The 14816-nt window shown below is 71.3% G+C and carries 14 protein-coding genes; 5 read left to right on the top strand and 9 right to left on the bottom strand.

Going from position 1 to position 14816, the window contains the following annotated elements; all coding sequences use genetic code 11:
* Positions 1-77: 77 nt before the first annotated feature.
* The 7 genes from AW271_RS12335 to AW271_RS12305 all read right to left on the bottom strand — a co-directional run bounded on the left by AW271_RS12335 (position 78) and on the right by AW271_RS12305 (position 9044).
* Complete coding sequence (locus AW271_RS12335; RefSeq protein ID WP_062336440.1) at positions 78-2378, bottom strand: [protein-PII] uridylyltransferase; 2301 nt, start codon at positions 2376-2378, stop codon at positions 78-80.
* Positions 2379-2385: 7 nt separating this feature from the next.
* Entirely contained in the window at positions 2386-2724 is a 339-nt protein-coding gene (locus tag AW271_RS12330) for a P-II family nitrogen regulator (RefSeq protein ID WP_030455639.1), read from the bottom strand.
* Positions 2721-4022, bottom strand: a complete 1302-nt coding sequence (locus AW271_RS12325; protein WP_062336046.1) for an ammonium transporter — start codon at positions 4020-4022, stop codon at positions 2721-2723. The genes AW271_RS12330 and AW271_RS12325 overlap by 4 nt, the downstream gene beginning before the upstream one ends.
* Positions 4023-4299: 277 nt before the next feature.
* Positions 4300-5229, bottom strand: a complete 930-nt coding sequence (locus AW271_RS12320; RefSeq protein ID WP_062336044.1) for a sigma-70 family RNA polymerase sigma factor — start codon at positions 5227-5229, stop codon at positions 4300-4302.
* A 147-nt stretch (positions 5230-5376) separates the two neighbouring features.
* Complete coding sequence (gene hutI, locus AW271_RS12315; RefSeq protein WP_062336042.1) at positions 5377-6525, bottom strand: imidazolonepropionase; 1149 nt, start codon at positions 6523-6525, stop codon at positions 5377-5379.
* Positions 6526-6543: 18 nt separating this feature from the next.
* Positions 6544-7875 carry a formimidoylglutamate deiminase gene (locus AW271_RS12310; protein WP_062336040.1) on the bottom strand — a complete coding sequence of 444 codons (1332 nt, stop codon included), beginning with the start codon at positions 7873-7875 and terminating at the stop codon, positions 6544-6546.
* Positions 7875-9044, bottom strand: a complete 1170-nt coding sequence (locus AW271_RS12305; protein ID WP_062336037.1) for an allantoate amidohydrolase — start codon at positions 9042-9044, stop codon at positions 7875-7877. Before AW271_RS12305 ends, AW271_RS12310 begins: the two co-directional genes overlap by 1 nt.
* Positions 9045-9098: 54 nt before the next feature.
* On the opposite strand from AW271_RS12305, the gene AW271_RS12300 reads away from it, so the two are divergent.
* Positions 9099-10376 (top strand): TIGR04013 family B12-binding domain/radical SAM domain-containing protein, encoded by a 1278-nt coding sequence (locus AW271_RS12300; protein ID WP_245653036.1) that lies wholly within the window; start codon positions 9099-9101, stop codon positions 10374-10376.
* Positions 10377-10384: 8 nt separating this feature from the next.
* Here the strand turns inward: AW271_RS12300 and AW271_RS12295 are convergent, their stop codons facing one another.
* Positions 10385-11053 carry an SDR family oxidoreductase gene (locus tag AW271_RS12295; RefSeq protein ID WP_062336036.1) on the bottom strand — a complete coding sequence of 223 codons (669 nt, stop codon included), beginning with the start codon at positions 11051-11053 and terminating at the stop codon, positions 10385-10387.
* A gap of 171 nt (positions 11054-11224) precedes the next feature.
* Here AW271_RS12295 and AW271_RS12290 point away from each other — a divergent pair, with 171 nt between their 5' ends.
* The 4 genes from AW271_RS12290 to AW271_RS12275 all read left to right on the top strand — a co-directional run bounded on the left by AW271_RS12290 (position 11225) and on the right by AW271_RS12275 (position 14004).
* Positions 11225-11662 (top strand): hypothetical protein, encoded by a 438-nt coding sequence (locus AW271_RS12290; RefSeq protein WP_062336034.1) that lies wholly within the window; start codon positions 11225-11227, stop codon positions 11660-11662.
* 38 nt (positions 11663-11700) lie between these two features.
* Positions 11701-12231 (top strand): PadR family transcriptional regulator, encoded by a 531-nt coding sequence (locus tag AW271_RS12285; protein WP_062336032.1) that lies wholly within the window; start codon positions 11701-11703, stop codon positions 12229-12231.
* Positions 12232-12298: 67 nt separating this feature from the next.
* A complete protein-coding gene (locus AW271_RS12280) occupies positions 12299-13258 on the top strand; it encodes an ATP-binding cassette domain-containing protein (protein WP_174553087.1) in 960 nt (319 codons plus the stop codon).
* Entirely contained in the window at positions 13255-14004 is a 750-nt protein-coding gene (locus tag AW271_RS12275) for an ABC transporter permease (protein ID WP_062336030.1), read from the top strand. The genes AW271_RS12280 and AW271_RS12275 overlap by 4 nt, the downstream gene beginning before the upstream one ends.
* Here AW271_RS12275 and AW271_RS12270 read toward each other — a convergent pair.
* Positions 14001-14813: a MurR/RpiR family transcriptional regulator gene (locus tag AW271_RS12270; RefSeq protein WP_062336028.1), complete on the bottom strand. Its 813-nt coding sequence runs from the start codon at positions 14811-14813 to the stop codon at positions 14001-14003. The two genes, AW271_RS12275 and AW271_RS12270, sit on opposite strands and share 4 nt — an antisense overlap.
* Between the last annotated feature and the right edge of the window lie 3 nt (positions 14814-14816).

The raw sequence follows: 14816 nt of genomic DNA, 5'->3' as shown, positions 1-14816 counted from the left end.
GATCAGTCACGGGGTTACCCATCCCACAGGACACAATCGTTACCAAGTGGTAAGTGGACTGAAGCACACAAACATGATCAACGCAGTGCAGAAAGGACATGCTCTCTGACTTGACCACGTTGTGCCTCATCGGTGATGGGGCGACCGGCACGGTCGACGACGTAGAACACGTCGACCGCCTCGGCTCCCAGAGTCTCCACTCTGGCCGCCTTCACGTCCAGGCCACAGTCGCCGAAGGCACGGCCGATCTTCCACAGCAGGCCGGGCCGGTCGTGGGCGCGGACCTCGACGACGGTCGCGGTGTTCGAGGCGTCGTCGACCAGGGTCACCCGGGGCGGCGCGACCGGCACGCGGGGCGGGCGCAGCGAGCGGGTGCGGCGGGCCAGCCGCTGTTCGATGTCGAGGCGCCCGGCGAGCACCAGGCGCAGGTCGGCCTCCAGCGTGGCGGGGTCGGGCGGGGAGCCGTATTCGGGCACCACCGCGAACTCGATGACGGCCGTCGACCCGGCCGAGGCCGCCGACGCCGACCGCACCACCATGCGGTGGGCGGCCAGCACCCCGGCGGCCCGCCAGAGCAGGCCCGGCCGGTCGGGGGCGACGACGGTGACCGCTCCCCCGTTGACGCGGATCGCGCCGCCGCCGTGCCGGGCCAGCGACGCCTGCTCGGCCGACAACGCGGGCGCGGGCGCGGGCGGGGTGCCCGCGAGCGCCGACCTGACCCGTCTGACCAGGTCGGAGACCAGGTTGGCCTTCCAGGAGTTCCAGGCGGCCGGGCCGGTGGCCAGGCCGTCGGCCACGGCCAGGGCGGCGAGCAGTTCGAGCACCTCGTGGGAGCCGACCGCCTCGGCCACCCGTGAGATCGTCACCGGGTCGTCGAGGTCGCGCCGGGTGGCGGTCTCGGGCAGCAGCAGGTGGTGGCGCACCATCGTGGCCAGCACCTCGACGTCGGCCGGCGGCAGGCCCATGCGGGCCGCGATGTCGCGGACGACCACCTCGCCGGTGGTCGAGTGGTCGCCGGGCCAGCCCTTGCCGATGTCGTGCAGCAGCGCGCCGATGAGCAGCAGGTCGGGCCGTGACACCTCGCGGGTGAACGCGGCGGCCCCGGCGACGGTCTCGATCAGGTGCCGGTCGACCGTGTAGGTGTGGATCGGGTTGCGCTGCGGCCGATGGCGCACGCGTTCCCAGTCGGGGATCAGGCGGACGAGGACCCCCGCCTGGTCGAGCTCCTCCCAGACGGGCACAGCCGCGCGCCCGGCCCCCAGCAGCCCCACCAGCGCGTCGCGCGCCTCGTCGGGCCAGGGCACCGGCAGCGCCGGCGACTGGGCGGCCAGCGTCGACACCGTCGCGGGCGCGAGCGGCAACCCGGCCTCGGCCGCCGCGGCGGCGGCCCGCAGCACCAGGACGGGGTCGTTGCGCGGGTTCACCCCGCGCGCCAGCACGACCTCTCCCCCGTGCTCCACCACGCCGTCGGCCAGCGGCCGCCGTCCGCGCGGCGCCGGCCCGGACAGGAGCCGGTCGACGGTACGCCACGTCGCGTCGAAGGAGTGGGCGATCGTGCGCCCGGCCTCGGCCAGGCGGCGCATCAGCGCCTCGGCGTCGAGCAGCCCGAGGGTGCCCGCCACGGCGTCCTGTTCCTGGAGCACCAGGCGGTCGGTGCCGCGCGCGGTCACCAGGTGGAGCCCGTGGCGGATGTCGAGCAGCAGTTCGTGGGCCTCCCGGACCCGCGGCCCGGGCGCGGAGGCGACCCAGGCGGCGGCCACGGCCTGCATCGCCTGGACGTCGCGGATCCCGCCGCGGGCGTCCTTGAGGTCGGGTTCGAGCAGGAAGGCCAGCTCGCCGGAGGAGTCGGCGCGTTTGTCGGCCGATTCGCGCAGCTCGGCCAGCCGGCGCCGGGAGTCGGACCGCCATTCGGCCAGCACCGCCTCGCGCGCGGCGCGGGTCAGCTCGGGATCGCCCGCGACGTGGCGGGCCTGGATCAGGCCGAGCACGGCCTTGAGGTCCTCGCGCGAGACCTTCACGGCCTCGTCGACGGTCCGGACCGAGTGGTCGAGGCCGACCCCGGAGTCCCAGATGGGATACCAGATCCGGTCGGCGATCTGGGCGACGTCGTCGCGCCCGTTGTGCAGCAGGACGAGGTCGAGGTCGCTGCCGGGCGCCAGCTCCCCGCGCCCCAGGCTCCCGACCGCGACGAGCGCGACCCCGGTGAGGGGGCCGCGCTCTGCACCCCGCGCATCGGGGCCACGTGTCTCGGGGTCGAGGAGCCCGCCCTTTCCGTTCCGCTGACTGACGGCGGTCCGGAGCAGGTCCGTGAGCCACCGGTCGATGTCCGCCGCCCGTTCCTTACGGGCGGCGGCGAACGAGCGAGCTTCCCCTCTCATCATCCGGTTACAGCGCCTCCGGGCCGCGTTCCCCGGTACGGACTCTGACGACCGTGTCCACGGGGACCGACCAGACCTTGCCGTCGCCGATCTTGCCGGTCTGGGCGGCCTTGACGATGACGTCGATGACGTCCTCGGCGTCGTCCTCCTCGGTCAGCACCTCGACGCGCACCTTGGGCACCAGGTCGACCTGGTACTCGGCGCCGCGGTAGACCTCGGTGTGGCCCTTCTGGCGGCCGTAGCCGCTGGCCTCACTGATGGTGATGCCCTTCACGCCGAACTGCTCCAGCGCCGCCTTGACGTCGTCGAGCTTGAACGGCTTGATGATGGCCGTGATCAGCTTCATGCGTCCACCTTCTTCGCCTCGGCCGGAACGGCCGGCCCGTTGAGCGAGGACACGCCCGAGGAGTGAATGGTGCCGAGGTCGTAACCGGTCTCGGCGTGGGTGGTGATGTCGATGCCGGTGACCTCGTCCTCCTGCGTGATCCGGAAGCCCATGGTCTTGTCGATGACCTTACCGATCACGTAGGTGAGGATGAAGGAGTAGAGGCCGACCACGACCGGGCCGAGCACCTGGAGGCCCAGCTGCCGGAAGGACCCGGTGTAGATGAGGCCCTCCTCCTGGCCGTCGAGGAAGGGGTACTTGGCGACGAAGCCCAGCGCCACGGCGCCGATGACACCGCCGACCAGGTGCACGCCGACCACGTCGAGCGAGTCGTCGAAGCCGAACTTGTACTTGAGGCCGACGGCGTAGGCGCAGATCGCACCGGCGAGCAGACCGATGAGGGCGGCGGCCCACACGTCGACGAAGCCGCACGCGGGGGTGATCGCGACCAGACCGGCCACCGCGCCGGAGGCGGCGCCGAGGGTGGTGGCGTGCCCGTCGCGGAACTTCTCCACCACGAGCCAGGCGCCGGCCGCGATGGCCGTGGCGACCTGGGTGTTCATGAAGGCGAGACCGGCGGTGGCGTCGGCGGCGAGCTCGGAGCCCGCGTTGAAGCCGAACCAGCCGAACCACAGCAGACCGGTGCCGAGGAGGACCAGCGTCAGGTTGTGCGGACGCATCGGCTCCTTGCGCCAGCCGGAGCGCTTGCCGAGGACCAGCGCCAGGGCCAGAGCGGCGGCGCCGGCGTTGATGTGGACGACGGTGCCGCCCGCGAAGTCCTCGATGCCCAGCTCGGTGAGCCAGCCGCCGCCCCACACCCAGTGCGCGACGGGGAAGTAGACAAGGGTGGCCCAGACGACGGTGAAGACCACCCACGCGCCGAACTTGGCACGGTCGGCGATCGCACCGCTGATCAGGGCGACCGTGATGATCGCGAAGGTCAGCTGGAAGGCGGAGAACACCATCATGGGGAAGGTGTCGTTGTAGGCAGCCTCGTTGACGCCCATCAGCCCGATGTTGTCGAGCCCGCCGACGAATTTGTTCAGGAAGCCATCAGAGGCGTCGAACGCGAGGGAGTAGCCGTAGGCCACCCACGCGATCGTCACCGTGATGATGGCCACGAACGACATCATCATCATGTTCAGGACGCTCTTCGCCCTGGTCATGCCCCCATAGAAGAATGCGAGTCCCGGCGTCATGAGCAGCACGAGCGCCGTGCTCACGAGCATCCAGGCTGTGGAGCCGCTATCGATCTTCATTCGATGCGACCCTCCTTCCAATTGGCGTGTGGCCGGTTATCACTTGCGCAGTGGGCTTCACCTAGGGCGTCTTCGACCGGCTCGCGCACTGACGTAGTCGGGGTTAGCTAGCTATCCCGTGCACGCCAGGGTGTTCTTCTGCCGTTTCAGGTCGGGACCCTGCATGTTTCACATCTGTGAAACTCGCCACAGGGGTGTTTCGGGCGTGTTTCGGACGCTACGTACATGCAAAAAACGCCTGCCGGTTAACCGGCAGGCGTCTCTTGAGCTGGTAAAACTACGCGGCGGCGTGGGCCATCTTGCGCAGGCGGGCCAGCGCGTCGCGTTCGAGGCGGCGGGCCCGGTCACGGCCGATGCCGTAGCGCTCGCCCACTTCGGTCAGGGTGTGCTCCCGGCCGTCGACCAGGCCGTAACGCCAGCGCAGCATCTCGCTGGCCTGACCCTCCAGGCCGGTCAGCCAGTGCTCCAGGCGCTCGCGGTCGAGGGTGGCCAGGGCCTGCTCCTCGGGGTCGGCCCACGACTCGTCGGCGATCATGTCGCCCAGTTCGGTCTCGTCCTCGTCGCCCACGCCCAGTTGCAGCGACACCGGGTCGGAGGCCCAGCGGCGCAGCTCGCGCACCCGCTCGATCGGCAGGTCGAGCACGTTCGCGAGATCGTCGTCGGTCGGCTCGGCGTCGAATTCGGCCAGCATGTCGCGGCGCACCCGCATCAGGCGGGTCATCTGCTCGCCGGCGTGGGTGGGCAGGCGCACCGGGCGGGCCTGCTCGTGGATGGCCCGGCCCACCGACTGGCGGATCCACCACGTCGCATACGTCGAAAACTTGTAACCCCGGCGGTAATCGAATTTCTCGACCGCCCGCACCAGGCCCAGGTTCCCCTCTTGCACCAAATCGATGAGCGGCATTCCGCGCCCCGAGTATTTCCGGGCCACCGCCACCACCAGGCGCAGGTTCGCCTGGATGAACTCGTCTTTGGCGCGGCGCCCCGAGACCGCGAGCCGTTCGAGTTCCTCGTCGAGCGCGTCGGAGACCTTCGGCTCCGGGTCGCCCGTGTCGAGCAGCTGCTCGGCGAACAGCCCCGCCTCGATCCGCTTGGCGAGCTCGACCTCCTGCTCTGCGCTCAGGAGCGGAACGCGCCCGATCTCCGCCAGGTAGGTTCCCAGCAGATCACGATCCGCGACTTCCTGCGTCCTGTTCCCCGTCGCCATTCAAGGCACCTCGTTCCGCAGCGCGAACACCCTCGTCCTGAACGTGCCAACGGCTGGATCAGGGCAAAGATTCCCTCAAGAGATACGCCGCCAGAATGGTTTTCGATTCCTCCTATAGGAGGATGCGCATCTCTTTATCGCGAAATCTCACACTACCCGCCGTCCGGCCTGCCACACCTGTGTGACCAACGGGACGCCGGGGCGGTAGGCCAGGTGCACATACGAGGCCGCTTCGAGGATGACCAGATCGGCCCGCGCGCCCGGCCGGATCACCCCGACGTCGGCGCGGCGCAGCGCCGCCGCCCCGCCCGCCGTCGCGGCCCTGACCGCCTCGGCCGGGGTCATGCCCATCTCCCGTACGGCCAGCGCCACGCAGAACGGCATCGACGAGGTGAACGAGGAACCCGGGTTGCAGTCGGTCGCCAGCGCCACCGTGACCCCGGCGTCGAGCAGCCGGCGGGCCTCGGGATAGGGCGAGCGGGTGGAGAACTCCGCCCCCGGGAGCAGGGTGGCCACCACCCCGGCGTCGGCGAGCATGCCGACGTCCTCGGGGGTGAGGTGGGTGCAGTGGTCGGCCGAGGCCGCGCCGAGCTCACAGGCCAGCCGGACGCCCGGCCCCTCCCCCAGCTGGTTGGCGTGCACCCGCAGGCCCAGCCCGGCCGCCTTCCCGGCGGTGAGGATCTCGCGGCTCTGCGCCTCGTCGAAGGCGCCGCGCTCGCAGAAGACGTCGATCCACTTGGCGTGGGGGGCGCAGGCGGCCAGCATCGGCCCGGCGACCAGGCGGGTGTACTCGTCGGCGTCGGTCCCGGGCGGCACGACGTGGGCGCCCAGGAACGTCGACTCCTCGGTGAACGCCCGCGCCACCTCGAGGGAGCGCTTCTCGTCGCCGGTGGTCAGGCCGTAGCCGCTCTTGATCTCGACGGTGGTGGTGCCCTGGCCGGTCATCTCGTGCACCAGCCCGGCGGTCCGGTTCGCCAGCTCCGGGGTGGTCGCCGCCCTCGTCGCGGCGACCGTGGTCCGGATGCCCCCGGCGGTGTAGCGCTCCCCGGCCATCCGGGCCGCGAACTCGGCGGTCCGGTCGCCCGCGAACACCAGGTGGGCGTGGCTGTCGACGAATCCGGGGATCACGGCCCGGCCGCGGGCGTCGACGCGGTGGTCGGCGGCCGGGGCGCGGGCGGCCTCGCCCACCCAGGCGATCTCCGCGCCGTCGACCACCACCGCCGCCTTGGCGATCTCCTCGCGGCCGGGGTCGGCCGTGAAGAGCAGCCCGATGTCATAGAAGAGCGTCGCGCTCATTCAGCACTCGCAATCACGTCAGCCGCGGACCGCGCCGATGGCGTCGCGCAGCAGGTGGCCCACCTCACCGATCACGTGGCGGCCGGAGCCGACGATCCGCCGTCCACCCGACACGACGGACACGACGTCGGCACCCGTCGCCGCGAACACCACCGATTCCACTGCCGAACGGGCCGTCGCGCCAGCCGTACGCACGGAGTCGAGCCTTACTGTGACCAGATCGGCCCAGGCTCCCGGGCAGAGCTGGCCGCCGTCGGGGAAGCCGAGCGAGGTGTGGCCGGCCAGGGTGGCGGCGGTGAGCAGTTCGTCGGCCCGCCAGTGGCCGCGTTCGCCGCTGACGATGCGCTCGCCGAGTTCGACGGCGCGGGCCTCCTCGAAGAGGTCGACCACGGCGTGGCTGTCGGAGCCGAGCGTGATGGGGCTGCCCGCCAGGTGGAGGCGGCGGGTGGCGCAGACGCCGTCGGCCAGGTCGCGTTCGGTGGTCGGGCAGACGCAGACGTGGGTGCCGGAGCCGCCGAGGAGGGCGACGTCCTCGTCGGAGACGTGGGTGGCGTGCACGGCCGTCGACCTCGGGCCGAGCGCGCCGGCCTCGTGCAGGACGCGGACCGGGGAGGCGGCGTAGGCGGCCACGCACTGGTCGTTCTCGGCGGGCTGCTCCGAGACGTGGGTGTGCAGCGGCCCGGCGTGGTGGTGGGTGAACTCGACCACGGTGGGCATCTGCTCGGGGCGCATGGCCCGTACGGAGTGGATGGCCGCGCCGATCTCCACGTCGTCGGCCCCGGCGTACGCCCCGGCGAGCCGGTCGGCGCGTTCGGCCCAGTCGTGGGCGGTGCCGTCGCCGAACCGGGTCTGCACGCCTTCGAGCGGGGCGCCGAAACCGCCGCTGAGATAACACGTGTCGAGCAACGAGATCCGGACCCCGGCGTCGCGGGCGGCTCTGACGAGGGCGTGGCCCATCTCGTTGGGGTCGGCGTAGGGGACGCCGCCGGGGCCGTGGTGGAGGTAGTGGAACTCGCCCACCGCGGTGATCCCGGCCAGGGCCATCTCGGCGTAGGCGGCGCGGGCCAGCCGGTGATAGGTGTCGGGGTCGAGGCGGCCGGCGACGGCGTACATCTGCTCGCGCCAGGTCCAGAAGCTGCCCCGGCCGACCTGGGTGTGGCCGCGCAGGGCGCGGTGGAAGGCGTGGGAGTGGGCGTTGGCCAGCCCGGGGATGGTCAGGCCGGCGAGGATCTCGCCGGTCGGCGGCACGCCCTGCTTCACTTCGGAGATCCGGCGGCCCTCGACGTCGATCCGCACCCCTTCGGCGACCGCGCCGCCGACCAGGGCCATCTCGCACCAGTACGTCTCCATCACGCCCCGCCGCCGGTCAGGTCGGCCAGCACGGCGGCCAGCGCGATGACCCCGGAGACGCAGTCGCGCGGCTCGGCGAACTCGCCGGGCGCGTGGGAGACCCCGGTGGGGTTGCGGACGAACAACATCGCCGTCGGCACCCCGGCGGAGGCCAGGATCCCGGCGTCGTGCCCGGCGGCGGTCGGCAGGATCGGCGCGGGATGGCCGTCGAGCCCGGCCACGCAGGCGACGCGCAGACGCAGCACCTCGTCGAAGGTGACCTCGGGCGTCCACGACTCCTCGGTGACCTCGGCGCCGGCGGCGAGTTCGGCGACCAGGCTCCGGACCGCCTCCGTCTCGGGGCCCCGGGCGTCGAGCCAGGCGGTGACCAGCGACGGGATCGCGTTGGCGTTGTTGGGCTCGACCCGGACCTTGCCGAAGGTGGCGCGCACGCCGTGGGCCTCGGCCTGGGTGCGGGCGGCCAGGACCGCGTGGGCGTAGGCGAGCATGGGGTCGTCGCGGTTCTCGAAAGCGGTGGTGCCGGCGTGATCGGCCGTACCGCGGAAATCGAAGCGCCAGCGCCCGTGGGGCCAGATGGCGCTGGCCACCCCGACCGGGGCCTCCAGGGCGCGGCCCTGCTCGACGTGCAGTTCCACGAAGACGCCGACGTGGGAGAGGGTCTCGTCGTCGCGGCCGAGGCGGCCGGGCTCGCGGCCCCGGGCGGTGAGCACCTCGCCGAGGCTGTGGCCCTGGTCGTCGCGCAGGCCCCGGGCGCGGTCGGGGTCGAGCACGCCGGTCAGCAGCCGCGACCCGATGCAGGGCACCCCGAACCGGGCCCCCTCCTCGTCGGTGAAGCAGGCCACGGCGATCGGCCGGTCGGGCTCGAACCCGTCGCCCCGGAGCAGGTCGATCGCCTCGAAGGCGGACGCCACGCCGAGCGGCCCGTCGAACGCGCCGCCTTCGCGGACCGAGTCGAGGTGACTCCCCGTGACCAGCCCCGGCCCCTGCCTCGACGGGTCGCCCCACCACGCCCACAGGTTGCCGTTGCGGTCTTCGTGGCTGGTCAGACCGCGTTTCGCGGCCTGGTGGGTGAACCATTCGCGCAACTCCATGTCGGCGGACGACCAGGCGTCACGCCGATAGCCCCCGGTGCGCGGGTTTCTGCCGATCTGCTCGATGTCCGCCAGCATTCCTCCACCCTACTGAATGGCTTCATTCAGTCCAGGGAGGGCTACCCTGACCCGGTGAGTTTCGATGTCAGCGTGGTCGTTCGATACCGCAAGGCGGTCACCTACGGCATGCACGCCCTGCTGGCGGCCCTCGAAGCTGCGCCCCCGGCGGTGAACTTCGAGATCCGGTACGCCACCAGCGCCGAAGAGACGGCGATCCAGATCGGCCAGGCCGACGCCGACCGGATTCTGGTGCTCTGGTCCTTCTATTCGCCCGATTTCCCGTTAATGACGGCCGAACTGGCCGAAGTCAGGGCGCTTTCCACTAGAAACGATGTCGTCCACGTGGCCGGCGGTGTCCACGCGACCGCCGAACCCCAGCAGGTGATCGACGCGGGCTGGGACGTCGCCGCGATCGGCGAGGGCGAGACCACGATCATCTCCCTGGTCGCCGAACCCGATCTGCGCAGGGTGCCGGGCCTGGCGATCCGCGACCACGACGGGATCGCGCTGCGCACCCCGGGCGCGCCGCAGCTGCCGCTCGACGCCTTCCCCTCGTTCCCGGCCGGCCGGGCCGGGCCCATCGAGATCACCCGCGGCTGCCGCTACACCTGCAAGTTCTGCCAGACCCCGTTCATGTTCGGGGCCCAGTTCCGGCACCGCTCGGTCGAGAGCGTGCGCGACCACGTGCGGCGGATGGCCGCCCGGGGCCTGCGCGACGTCCGGTTCATCACGCCGACCTCGCTGAGTTACGGCAGCCAGACCGCCGATCCCGACCTCGACAAGGTCGAGGAGCTGCTGGTGGCCTGCAAGGAGGAGGCGCCCGCGAACGGCCGGGTGTTCTTCGGCAGCTTCCCCTCGGAGATCCGCCCCGAGCACGTGACGCCCGAGGCGATGCGCATGCTGCGCGGCTACGTCGCCAACGACAACATCATCATCGGCGCCCAGTCGGGCTCCGACCGCATCCTGACCGCCTCGGGCCGTGGCCACGGCGCCGCGCCGGTCCTCGACGCGGCCAGGATCGCGATCGACTTCGGGTTCCGCCCCAACGTCGACTTCATCTTCGGCATGCCGGGCGAGACCGAAGACGACCAGAAGGCGTCTCTGAAACTCGCCTCCGACCTGGCCGACCTGGGCGCCCGCATCCACACCCACACGTTCATGCCGCTGCCCGGCACCCCGTGGCGCGACGCCGAACCGGCGCTGATCCCGCTGACCACCTCGACCGAGCTCGACCGCCTGGCCCAGCGCGGCGACGCCTACGGCCACTGGCGCAAGCAGGCCGAACACGCCCAGGTCCTGGCCGAGACGGCCAAGCAGTATCCGCGCCGCACGCCCCGCCGCCGTGTCTGACGCTGGGTCTAGCGCGGCCTGACGACGACCTCGGTCAGATGGGCGTCGGCCGGCGCGGTCACCGCCGCGACCACCGCCTTGGCCACCGACTCGGCCCGCAAATAGCGGTGCGGCTCGTACTCGCCGCCCTCCTGGTTGCGCACGTCGCGCTGCATGTCGGTGTCGATGCGCCCCGGGTAGACGGTGGTGACCCGCAACTCCGGCTCCTCCTGGCGCAGCACGTCGGCGTAGGCGCGCAGCGCCCACTTGCTGGCGGCGTAGGACCCCCAGTCGGGGTGGGCGTTGCGCCCGGCCCCGGAGTTGACCAGCACGACCTGCCCCTTGGCCGCCCGGAGCGAGGGCAGCAGCAGCCGGGTCAGCTCGGCGACGGCGAAGACGTTGACCTCGAAGGTCTCCCGCCAGACGCGGATCGGCGTCTCCCCCACCGGCCCGAGCGTGACGACCCCCGCGCTGTGCACGAGCAGGTCGATGCGCCCGAGCCCCTCGACGTCGCGCTGGTTGATCTCGGTCAGCTCGACCGGGAAGGGCCGCGCGTCGAGCTCCTTGCAGATCTCGTCGAGCTTCCCGCCACCCCGTCCGCCGAGGATCAGGTCATAGGCGGGCGACAGCGCCCGCGCGACGGCGGCCCCGAGGCCGCGAGAACCGCCCGTGATCAGGGCGACAGGTCGATCACTCATGCCGCTCACCTTAGTTAAGGGAGCCCGCCGACCCTGGTTGATCACCGCGCATCCCTCGCCGCCGTCGTCGCGTCCTTTTTCGTTACGGCTCCGCCGGGCCGGCCATTCGACCACGTCTGTCGTCCCGCAGGTGTACGGTCTTTTCGACAACCTGTTCGATCGGGAGGGTCGATGTCCATCCTGCAGAAGGCCGCCAACGTCGAGGTGGAGCCGGAGTTCTCTCTCTTCACGGTCGCCGCGATGCCCGACGTCGATTCCGCGTCGATCGACCACCCCGATGGCCGGGTGACCGCCGCCGACGACGCGCTCCTCGTCCGCATGAGACACACGAGCCAGACGGCCCACATCAGATTCGAGTCCTGGGACGGGCCGCCGCCGTCGCCCGCCGGGTGGGAGGAGTTGTGGAGCGGGCGCCTGACCGTGAAGTCGGGCGTCGTCGCGGCGGCCGACTGGGCCGAGGCCCCCGACGGACCGGAGTTCGATCTGGGGCGCGCCGGCGCGACGTGGTCGGCCCGGCTGACCACCAGGGTCCTGCTCAACGACCGGGAGCCCGACTTCGACGCCCGCATCGGGCTGGCCGAGCTCTACCGCGTCCAGTTCTGGCTCTAGGTTGCGACCACTATTCAAACTTGTATATAAGTTTGAGCATGTCCTCCACACGGGTTCTCATCCTGGGCACGCTGCTCGACGGCCCGCTGCACGGTTACGAGGTGCGGCGGCGGCTGGAACTGTGGGGGGCCGGTTACTGGGCCAACGTGGCCTACGGGTCGATCTATCACGGGCTGGCCAAGATGGCCGGCGAGGGGCTGCTCGCCGTCGTCGAGCACGGGCCGGGCGGCAAGACCGTCTACGAGGTCACCGACGACGGGCGGGAGGAGTTCCGGCGGCAACTGCTCACCTACTGGTGGGAGATCAAGCCGATCGTCGACCCGTTCCAGGTCGCGCTCACCTTCATGGACCGGCTGGCCAAGCCCGACCTGGTCAACGCCATGAACGCCCGGCTGGAGCAACTGCGGGCGGCGATCTCGTCGACCGAGCGGGCGCTGGAGGCCAAGTTGGCGTTCGACGCCCCCCGCCACGTCGACGAGTGCATCCGGCTGGCCAACGCCCAGCTCCGGTCGCAGCTCGACTGGATCGAGACCGCGATCGAGCGGGTCGAGAACGGCGAGTTGCCGTAAATCGGTTGACCTTGACCCGGCGTCATCCCCGACGCTGGTTCTCCCCCTGACGAGAACAGGTTTGCGAATGATCATTGAAGCGCACGGGTTGCGCAAGACCTTCCACGCCAAACGCGGCCGAGGGAAGACCGAGGAGGTCGAGGCCGTCCGGGGCATCGACCTGGAAGTGCAGAAGGGCGAGATCTTCGCGGCGCTCGGCCCCAACGGCGCCGGCAAGACCACCACCGTCCGCATGCTCGCCACCTTCATCGCCCCCACCGCCGGCACCGCCCGGGTGGCCGGGTTCGACGTGGTGAAGGAGGCCGCCAAGGTCCGCGAGAACATCGGCTACGTCAGCCAGGCCGGCGGCGTCGACGAGAACAACCCCGGCATCGAGCAGCTCCTGCTGGCCGGGCGGATCGCCGGGTTGTCGAAGAAGCAGGCCCAGGCCCGCGCCGACGAGCTGCTGGCCGCGTTCAGCCTGACCGAGATCGCCCGGCGGCCGGCCCGCACCCTGTCGGGCGGGCAGAAGCGCCGGTTCTCCATCGCGCTCGGCCTGGTCACCGCGCCCCCGCTGGTGTTCCTCGACGAGCCGACGACCGGGCTCGACCCGCAGAACCGCGCCAACCTGTGGGACGAGGTGCGGGCCCTGCGCGACCGGGGCACCAGCGTCCTGCTGACCACCCACTACCTCGACGAGGCCGACGCGCTCTGCGACCGGCTCGTCATCATCGACCACGGGACCGTCGTCGCCGAGGGCACCCCCTCCTCGTTGAAGAAGGAGGTCGCCGGCGACGTCGTCACGCTGCGGCTCAAGGGCGTCGACGACGCGGCCGAGGTGCTGCGCGCCCAGTCCTACGTCAAGGAGGTGCGGACCGAGGAGGGCCTGCTGCGGGCCTACCTCGACGACGGTGAGCACGGGCTGCCCCACCTGCTGCGTGTGCTCGAAGAGCGCGACCTCACCCTCGAGTCGATCTCGCTCGACCGGGCGACCCTCGACGACGTCTTCCTCCGCCACACGGGCCGATCCCTGAGAGATGCCGCATGATCCGCCAGACCTCCCTCTTCCTCGGCTACGAGCTCCGCTTCCTGCTGCGCAACCCGGTGTGGCCGCTGTTCGGCATCATGCAGCCGGTGCTCTACCTGCTGTTCTTCGCGCCGCTGCTCGGCAAGACCACCGCGAGCGGGTCGATGCCCGAGGTGCTGGCCATGTTCACGCCCGGTTCGATGATGATGATCGCGCTGTTCGGCTCGTTGTTCGCCGGGTTCGGCATGATCAACGAAACCCGGAACGGGGTGCTCGAACGCCTGGCCGTCTCCCCCGCCTGGCCGCCCGCGATCATCCTGGGCCGGGTCGCCAAGGACATGCTGGTCTTGGTCATCCAGGCGATCCTGGTCATGGGCGTGGCCATCCTGATGGGGCTGCGCATCGGCCTGCCCGAGTTCCTGATCATGCTACTGCTGATGGCGGTGACCGGCCTGTTCGCGGCCAGCCTCTCCTACGGCCTCGCGCTGGCCATCAAGGACGAGAACGGCGTCTCGCAGCTGGTGCAGTTCTTCGCGATGCCGCTGACCCTGATCGCGGGCCTGTTCCTGCCCGTCTCGCTCGGCCCCGACTGGCTGCAGACCCTCGCCCGCTTCAACCCGCTCTACTACGGCGTCGAGGCCGGCCGGTCGCTGTTCCGCGGCGATCTGGGCGACTCGACCATCCCGATCGCGTTCGCGCTGCTCATCGGCCTGGCACTGATCACCCTGGTCTGGTCGATGCGGTCACTGCGCCGCCTGGCGGCCTAGAGGAAGATCCCGCCGCGTTCGGTCATGCGTTCGTGGTCGTCGAGGCGGGCTCTGGTTCGCAGGGGCGCCGCGTCGGCCATAGCCTCCACCAGGAGCATGGCCAGGGCGAGCGGCGCCACGTGGGAGTCGAACACCAGCCGTTCCCCGACCGGCGCGTCCAGGACCACGTCGGCGGGGAAGGGCACGTCGGGGCGGTCGGTGAGCACGGCGATCGACAGGCCCAGCTCTCGCGCCTCGGTCAGGGCCGCCGCCGCCTCGGCCGGGTAGCGCGGCAGCACCACCGCCAGCAGCCAGCCCGCCCCGGCCCGGCGGGCGGCGTGGAGGCCGTCGGCCAGCTCCGAGCCGCCGTGCGTGAACAGGCGCACGTCGGGGTGGATACGCCGGGCGAAGTAGGCGAAGGTCGTGGCCAGGCCGCTGGAGACGCGCAGGCCCAGGATTGGCAGCGGTTCGCTGGCGGCCAGCGCGGCCCCGACCTCGCCGACGGTCTCGGTCACCGGGCCGATGCGGTCGCGCAGGGAGCGCAGGTTGCCGATCTCGGCGTCGAGCGCGTCGGGGCCCGCCTCCACCCGGGGCGGCGGGCCGCCCAGGACCAGCGGGCGCAGCGCGTGGCGCAGCTCCGGATATCCGGCGAAGCCGAGCGCCGCGGCGAAGCGGGTCACCGACGGCTGGCTCACCCCGGCCCGGTCGGCCAGCTCCACACTCGACAGGAAGATCGCTTCGTGGAGGTGTTCGCCCAGGTAATGGGCGATGCGGCGCTGCGCCGGGGAGAGACGGCGACCGTCGAGGAGGCGTTCGAGACCGTCGACCACGGG

This window comes from Herbidospora sakaeratensis, from assembly GCF_001570525.1.
GTDB classification, from domain to species: Bacteria; Actinomycetota; Actinomycetes; order Streptosporangiales; family Streptosporangiaceae; genus Herbidospora; species Herbidospora sakaeratensis.
The sequence above is the reverse complement of the archived record's forward strand: the minus strand, read 5'-3'. Positions and strand labels throughout refer to the sequence as shown.

Coding starts and splice junctions, on each gene's coding strand:
- AW271_RS12335 (WP_062336440.1), bottom strand. CDS start 2,378: ATGAGAGGGGAAGCTCGCTCGTTCGCCGCCGCCCGTAAGGAACGGGCG.
- AW271_RS12330 (WP_030455639.1), bottom strand. CDS start 2,724: ATGAAGCTGATCACGGCCATCATCAAGCCGTTCAAGCTCGACGACGTC.
- AW271_RS12325 (WP_062336046.1), bottom strand. CDS start 4,022: ATGAAGATCGATAGCGGCTCCACAGCCTGGATGCTCGTGAGCACGGCG.
- AW271_RS12320 (WP_062336044.1), bottom strand. CDS start 5,229: ATGGCGACGGGGAACAGGACGCAGGAAGTCGCGGATCGTGATCTGCTG.
- hutI (WP_062336042.1), bottom strand. CDS start 6,525: ATGAGCGCGACGCTCTTCTATGACATCGGGCTGCTCTTCACGGCCGAC.
- AW271_RS12310 (WP_062336040.1), bottom strand. CDS start 7,875: ATGGAGACGTACTGGTGCGAGATGGCCCTGGTCGGCGGCGCGGTCGCC.
- AW271_RS12305 (WP_062336037.1), bottom strand. CDS start 9,044: ATGCTGGCGGACATCGAGCAGATCGGCAGAAACCCGCGCACCGGGGGC.
- AW271_RS12295 (WP_062336036.1), bottom strand. CDS start 11,053: ATGAGTGATCGACCTGTCGCCCTGATCACGGGCGGTTCTCGCGGCCTC.
- AW271_RS12290 (WP_062336034.1), top strand. CDS start 11,225: ATGTCCATCCTGCAGAAGGCCGCCAACGTCGAGGTGGAGCCGGAGTTC.
- AW271_RS12285 (WP_062336032.1), top strand. CDS start 11,701: ATGTCCTCCACACGGGTTCTCATCCTGGGCACGCTGCTCGACGGCCCG.
- AW271_RS12280 (WP_174553087.1), top strand. CDS start 12,299: ATGATCATTGAAGCGCACGGGTTGCGCAAGACCTTCCACGCCAAACGC.
- AW271_RS12275 (WP_062336030.1), top strand. CDS start 13,255: ATGATCCGCCAGACCTCCCTCTTCCTCGGCTACGAGCTCCGCTTCCTG.